Origin of the sequence: Microbacterium sp. Leaf159 (assembly GCF_001423615.1) — a bacterium.
In the GTDB taxonomy this organism is placed as follows: domain Bacteria; phylum Actinomycetota; class Actinomycetes; order Actinomycetales; family Microbacteriaceae; genus Microbacterium.
This window is the reverse complement of the sequence record NZ_LMOU01000001.1, coordinates 1,532,596-1,539,036: the sequence shown is the minus strand read 5'-3', so window position 1 is coordinate 1,539,036 and position 6,441 is coordinate 1,532,596. Positions and strand designations below refer to the sequence as shown.

Sequence of the window (6,441 nt, the reverse complement as noted above, 5' to 3'; positions counted from 1 at the left end):
GCCGAACACGGCCTCGGCGTCCGGCTGCGTGCAGAAGACGACGTCGGCGCGGCGGACGTAACCCGAGATCGCCGCCCGCCCCTCGGCTTCGCGCCCCCGCCACAGAGCAGGGCGCCAGTTCACGTCGAAGCTGAGCAGACGTCCTTCCCGCTCGGCGTCGAACAGGGCATCCTGAGCTGCCCGTGCCGTCTCGGAGAGGGCGGGGGTGATGCCCGAGGTGTGCACGAGCGCCGCCTCCGAGATCAACTCGGATGCAGAGGAAGTGGCGAGCGTCGCGGGTGACATCGCTGCCGCCGCAGAACCGGATCGGTAGTAGTGCATGGTCCCGTCGACCGACCCGTCGGGCCGAGGTGACAACTCCTTCACGTAGAGGCCGGTGGGAGCCTCCGGATCCACCTCGACGGCGGTGTCGTCGACCCCATGCCTGCGCAGCTCGGCGGTGAGGAAGCGACCGAATCCGTCGTCGCCCACCCGGGACACGACCGCGGTGCGGATGCCCGCAGAGGCGAGGGCTATCGCGGCATTCCACTCCGCTCCGGCGAGGGAGCGGTGGAAGGTCCGGACGTCCTCGAGAGGGGCGGCGGTGGCGGGGACGAGGGCCACCAGGCCCTCGCCGACGCAGACGGCGAGGGGAGACGTGTCTGGCACGTTCTGGAGATTACCGGATCGGCCGTGCTGCCGAACATCCGTAACAGGAATGCAACCTGGAGGTGTTTTGCAACGGTGTACCCACTGGGTAGCGTCGAGGGCATCACCGTTTCCGGAGTCGAAGACGCCTCCGGAACGCGCACTGCAGCGCTCGACAGGAAGGTCACACAATGCACCATAAAGTCATGCGTCGGCGAGGACTCATCGCCGTCACCGGAGCAGCGCTCGCCGCGCTGGTCCTCTCGGGATGCGTCGCCAGCGAGCGCGGCGACGACGGCTCCGAGGGCTCAGGAGATGTGGACGGCACGTTCGTGTTCGCCGCGTCGTCGGACCCCGCGAGCCTCGACCCGGCATTCGCCCAGGACGGTGAGAGCTTCCGCGTCTCCCGTCAGATCTTCGAGGGTCTCGTCGGCACCGAACCAGGCACCGCCGACCCCGCCCCGCTCCTCGCCGAGTCGTGGGAGTCGTCCGAAGACGGCATGAGCCACACCTTCACACTGAAGGAGGACGTCACCTTCCACGACGGCACGCCGTTCAACGCCGAAGCGGTGTGCGCGAACTTCGACCGTTGGTTCAACTGGACCGGTCTCGCCGCGTCCGAGGCCTTCGGCTACTACTACAACAAGCTCTTCAAGGGCTACGCCGACAACCCCGCCGACGCCGTGTACAAGTCGTGCACGCCCGACGGCGACTACTCCGTCACGATCGACCTGAACAAGCCGTTCGCCGGTTTCGTCGCATCGCTGTCGCTGCCGTCGTTCGCGATGCAGAGCCCGTCGGCCCTGCAGGAGTTCGGCGCCGACGACGTCAGCGGCTCCGCCGAGGCGCCGGTGCTGTCCGAGTACGCGATGGGGCACCCCGTCGGCACCGGCCCGTACCAGTTCGACGAGTGGGCGCCGGGCGAGCAGGTCTCGCTCAAGGCCTATGGCGACTACTGGGGTGACGCGGGGCAGATCGACGAGATCATCTTCCGCACGATCGACGACCCGACCGCGCGTCGTCAGGCGCTCGAGTCCGGCTCGATCGACGGCTACGACCTGGTCGGCCCCGCCGACACCCAGGCGCTCGAGGACGACGGCTTCACCATGGTGTCGCGCCCTCCGTTCACGATCCTGTACCTCGCGTTCAACCAGGCCATCCCCGAGCTGCAGGACCCGAAGGTCCGCGAAGCGCTCTCGTACGCGGTCGACAAGGACGCGCTGATCAGCCAGGTCCTGCCTGAGGGCACAGAGAAGGCGATCGAGTTCGTGCCCGACACCGTCAACGGGTACAACCCCGACGTCACGACGTACGACTACGACCCCGAGAAGGCGAAGTCCCTGCTGGCCGAGGCCGGCTACGACGAGGCCAACCCGCTGAAGCTCACCTTCAACTACCCGGTCAACGTCTCGCGTCCGTACATGCCGGACCCCGAGCAGATCTTCACGGTCCTGTCGTCGCAGCTCTCCGAGGTCGGCGTCGAGACCACCCCGGTCTCGGAGGAGTGGGTCGAGTACCTCGACCGCACCACCGGTACGTCCGACCACGGCATCCACCTGCTGGGCTGGACCGGCGACTACAACGACACCGACAACTTCGTCGGCGTGTTCTTCGGCCAGCAGAGCTCCGAGTGGGGCTTCGACAACCCGGAGCTCTTCCAGAAGCTGAACGAGGCTCGCGGCGTCTCCAACCTCGAGGACCAGACGGCCCTCTACGAGGAGATCAACGAGATGGTCGCTCAGTTCATCCCCGGCGTTCCTCTCGCGCACCCGGCGCCCACGCTGGCGTTCGACCCGCGCGTCGAGAGCTACCCCGCCAGCCCGGTGAACGACGAGGTCTTCACGGACATCGTCCTCACCAAGTAGGTCTGACCGACTGAGATGCCCACCCGGGTCTCCGCGCTCGCCGCGGAGGCCCGGGACCGGCGTACCTTCTGATCAACGGAGACCTCTTGCTGCGCACCATCGGCAGGCGACTGCTTTTCCTCATTCCCACCCTGATCGGCCTCAGCATCCTGCTGTTCGCCTGGGTCAGGGCCCTCCCTGGCGGCCCGGCCGTCGCTCTTCTCGGCGAGAAGGCGACTCCGGATGCCATCGCGAGGGTCAACGAGCTCTACGGCTTCAACAAGCCGATCATCGAGCAGTACTTCATCTGGGTCGGACGCCTTCTGCAGGGCGACTTCGGCACCTCGATCCAGACCAACAGGCCCGTGACGGAGGAGTTCTTCCGTCGCTTCCCCGCGACGATCGAGCTGAGCGTCGTGGCGCTCATCTTCGCGATCGGCGTCGGCATCCCTCTCGGCTACTGGGCCGCCCGCCGTCACGGCAAGTTCACCGACCACGCCTCCGTGGTCCTGAGCCTCGTCGGCATCACCATCCCGGTGTTCTTCCTCGCGTTCATCCTGAAATACGTCTTCGCGGTGCAGCTGGGATGGCTGCCTTCGGACGGCAGACAGAACCCTCGAATAGACGCCACCCATCCGACCGGCTTCTACGTGTGGGACGGCATCATCACCGGCGAGTTCGATGCGTCGTGGGATGCGCTGATGCATCTCGTGCTCCCGGCGCTCGCGCTCGGCACGATCCCGCTCGCGATCATCGTCCGCATCACGAGGGCGAGTGTCCTCGAGGTGCAGAACGCGGACTACGTCCGCACCGGCCGGGCGAAGGGCGTCGGAGCCTCGACGTTGCGCAGCCGGTTCATCCTGCGCAACGCCATGCTGCCGGTCATCACCACGATCGGCCTGCAGACCGGTCTGCTGATATCGGGCGCCGTGCTCACGGAGACCGTCTTCGCGTTCCCCGGCATCGGCTCGTTCCTCGCGAGGGCGATCTTCACGAGGGACTTCCCGGTGCTCCAGGGGTTCATCATCTTCATCGCGATCGCCTACGCATTGATCAACCTGGCGGTCGACGTGTCGTACAGCTTCATCGATCCGAGAGTGCGGGTGCAGTGATGACCCGTCTCGTTCTCCGAAAGGGGGTCGCGTCATGACCATCTCGCTCCCACCCGCACAGGGCCCGTCTGCGGCGAGCGGCTCGGTCGTCGACACCGTCGCCGTCAACCAGGCCGGCCTCAAAGAGGGGCCTGGCGGATTCTGGCGCGACGTGTTCCGCCGCCTCCGTCGCAACCCCACCGCCTGGATCGGCGCCGGCATCGTCCTGGTGTTCATCCTCGTGTCGGTGCTCGCACCGATCCTCGCCCCGTACCCCGAGACCGCGCTCCCCGGGGCGAAGTACATCACGCCCACCAACATCCCCGGCCCGGGGGAGATCCCCGAGTTCCCGCTCGGACTCGACCGCTTCGGCGGAGACGTGCTCTCCAAGCTCATCTGGGGTGCACAGGCGTCGCTGCTCATCGGCGTCATCTCGACCGCGCTGGGACTCGTCGGCGGAATGATCCTCGGGCTGCTCGCCGGCACCTTCGGCGGCTGGGTCGACACGGTCATCATGCGTGTCGTCGACATCATCCTGTCGGTCCCGAACCTGCTGCTGGCCGTCTCGATCGCGGCGATCCTCGGTCAGACGCCCTTCGCGGTGATGATCGCGATCGGCGCATCGCAGGTGCCCATCTTCGCCCGACTGCTGCGTGCGTCGATGCTGCAGCAGCGATCGAGCGACTATGTGCTCTCGGCGCAGACCCTGGGTCTGGGCCGCGGGCAGATCACGATGTCGCACGTGCTGCCGAACGCCATCGGCCCGGTCATCGTGCAGGGAACGCTGACGCTCGCCACCGCCGTCATCGATGCGGCGGCGCTGTCGTTCCTCGGTCTCGGCGGCGGTCGCCCCGAGACGGCCGAGTGGGGGCGCATGCTCACCTATGCGCAGGCGGAACTCGCCATCGCGCCGTGGCTGGCATTCCTGCCCGGTATCTGCATCGCGGTCACCGCGCTCGGCTTCACCCTGTTCGGTGAAGCGCTGCGCGAGGCCATGGACCCGAGGACGAGAGCACGATGAACGCTGCGAAAGTGAATCAGAATCCGAACGCGCCTCTTCTGTCGGTCGAGGGACTCGCCGTCGACTTCGCCACCATGGACGGCGTCGTGCACGCGGTCGAGGGCGTCGATCTCGAGATCGCGCCGGGGCAGACCGTCGCGATCGTGGGGGAGTCGGGATCGGGCAAGTCGACGACGGCGATGGCGATCATCGGCCTGCTCGCCGGAGGCGGCCGTGTGGCCGCCGGCAGCATCCGCCTCGACGGCCGCGAGATCGCCCATGCGCCCGAGCACGATCTGCGGATGATCCGCGGTCGCGACATCGGGCTCGTCCCGCAGGACCCGATGTCGAACCTGAACCCGGTCGCCAAGATCGGCACCCAGGTCGCCGAGACCCTGCTCGCACACGGACTCGCCACCAGGCAGAACGTGCAGGAGAAGGTCGTCGAAGCGCTCACCGCCGCGGGCCTGCCCGACCCTGAGAAGCGTGCGAAGCAGTATCCGCACGAGTTCTCCGGCGGCATGCGTCAGCGCGCGCTGATCGCGATCGGTCTGGCGTGCAAGCCGCGACTGCTGATCGCGGATGAGCCGACCAGCGCGCTCGACGTCACGGTGCAGCAGACGATCCTCGATCAGATCGGGGAGATGACACGGGAGCTCGGCACCGCCGTGCTGCTCATCACCCACGACCTGGGACTCGCGGCCGAGCGGGCGGAGCGCGTCATCGTGATGCACCGCGGCAAGGTCGTCGAGCAGGGGCCGGCGAAGCAGATCCTCGAGGATCCGCAGCATCCGTACACCCAGTCGCTCGTGAAGGCGGCGCCGTCGGTGGCCGCAGCGCGTCTGCGCCCCGAGGCCTTCCAGGTGGAGGATCGCCCGGCGGGTCCCTCGGATGCCGGGGCGTCGGAGGATGCGGAGGCGGGCGATGCTCCGTCGACGGCCGACAACATCGTCGAGATCGAAAACCTCACCAAGGTCTATCCGGTGCGGGGGCAGAAGGAGGACTTCGTCGCGGTGAACGACGTGTCCCTTGCGATCCCGCGAGGCGAGACGGTCGCGATCGTGGGCGAGTCCGGTTCCGGCAAGACGACCACGGCGCGGATGCTGCTGAAGATCATCGAGCCGACCAGCGGGCTGATCCGCTACGAGGGCAAGGACATCGCCTCGCTCAGTAGAGCCGAGACGCGGGACTTCCGTCAGAAGGTGCAGCCGATCTTCCAGGATCCGTACTCGAGCCTGAACCCGATGTTCACGATCGAGCGGCTGATCGCCGAACCGCTGGACTTCTACAAGCGGGGGAGCGGCGCAGACCGGCGCAAGCGCGTCCGTCAGCTGCTCGACGACGTGGCCCTGCCGCAGTCGATGCTGCGGCGCTACCCGTCGGAGCTGTCCGGAGGCCAGCGTCAGCGTGTGGCGATCGCGCGAGCGCTCGCTCTCTCGCCCGAGCTGATCGTGTGCGACGAACCGGTCTCGGCGCTCGACGTGCTGGTGCAGGATCAGATCCTGAAGCTGCTCGGCGATCTGCAGACCGAGTACGGGCTCAGCTATCTGTTCATCTCGCACGACCTCGCGGTGGTGCGACTGATCAGCGACTACGTGTGCGTGATGAAGGACGGATCGCTCGTGGAGGCGGCCTCGTCGGAGGAGATCTTCACGAATCCGCGGGACCCGTACACGCGACGGCTGCTGGCATCGATCCCGGGGAACGAACTCAACATCGCCTCCTGAGGCCCTTCGGCCGCGTTCCCCTCGACCTTCTTCGGATGCCATTACCGCAGCATCCGAAGAAGGTCAAGGATCGAGCTTGCCATGTCGCGAGATCGAGCGTATAGTTGGTAGTTGCGCTCGCTTCTCCCTGCCCTCATATGGTGGTCGGCAGC

5 protein-coding genes are annotated in these 6,441 nt (G+C 67.1%); 4 read left to right on the top strand and 1 reads right to left on the bottom strand.

Annotated features, from left to right (window positions below; translation table 11 throughout):
- A partial coding sequence (locus tag ASF80_RS07350) for a sugar kinase (RefSeq protein WP_235559903.1) occupies positions 1 to 648 on the bottom strand: 648 nt, incomplete at its 3' end.
- Positions 649 to 818: 170 nt separating this feature from the next.
- Between ASF80_RS07350 and ASF80_RS07345 the strand changes: the two genes are divergently transcribed.
- The 4 genes from ASF80_RS07345 to ASF80_RS07330 all read left to right on the top strand — a co-directional run bounded on the left by ASF80_RS07345 (position 819) and on the right by ASF80_RS07330 (position 6,289).
- A complete protein-coding gene (locus tag ASF80_RS07345; RefSeq protein ID WP_056309360.1) occupies positions 819 to 2,492 on the top strand; it encodes an ABC transporter substrate-binding protein in 1,674 nt (557 codons plus the stop codon).
- An 86-nt stretch (positions 2,493 to 2,578) separates the two neighbouring features.
- Positions 2,579 to 3,583 (top strand): ABC transporter permease, encoded by a 1,005-nt coding sequence (locus tag ASF80_RS07340; RefSeq protein WP_056309358.1) that lies wholly within the window; start codon positions 2,579 to 2,581, stop codon positions 3,581 to 3,583.
- 34 nt (positions 3,584 to 3,617) lie between these two features.
- Positions 3,618 to 4,583, top strand: a complete 966-nt coding sequence (locus tag ASF80_RS07335; RefSeq protein ID WP_056309356.1) for an ABC transporter permease — start codon at positions 3,618 to 3,620, stop codon at positions 4,581 to 4,583.
- Positions 4,580 to 6,289, top strand: coding sequence for an ABC transporter ATP-binding protein (locus ASF80_RS07330; protein ID WP_056309353.1), 1,710 nt, complete (start codon positions 4,580 to 4,582; stop codon positions 6,287 to 6,289). Before ASF80_RS07335 ends, ASF80_RS07330 begins: the two co-directional genes overlap by 4 nt.
- The last annotated feature ends 152 nt before the right edge of the window (positions 6,290 to 6,441 follow it).

Coding starts and splice junctions, on each gene's coding strand:
- ASF80_RS07345 (WP_056309360.1), top strand. CDS start 819: ATGCACCATAAAGTCATGCGTCGGCGAGGACTCATCGCCGTCACCGGA.
- ASF80_RS07335 (WP_056309356.1), top strand. CDS start 3,618: ATGACCATCTCGCTCCCACCCGCACAGGGCCCGTCTGCGGCGAGCGGC.
- ASF80_RS07330 (WP_056309353.1), top strand. CDS start 4,580: ATGAACGCTGCGAAAGTGAATCAGAATCCGAACGCGCCTCTTCTGTCG.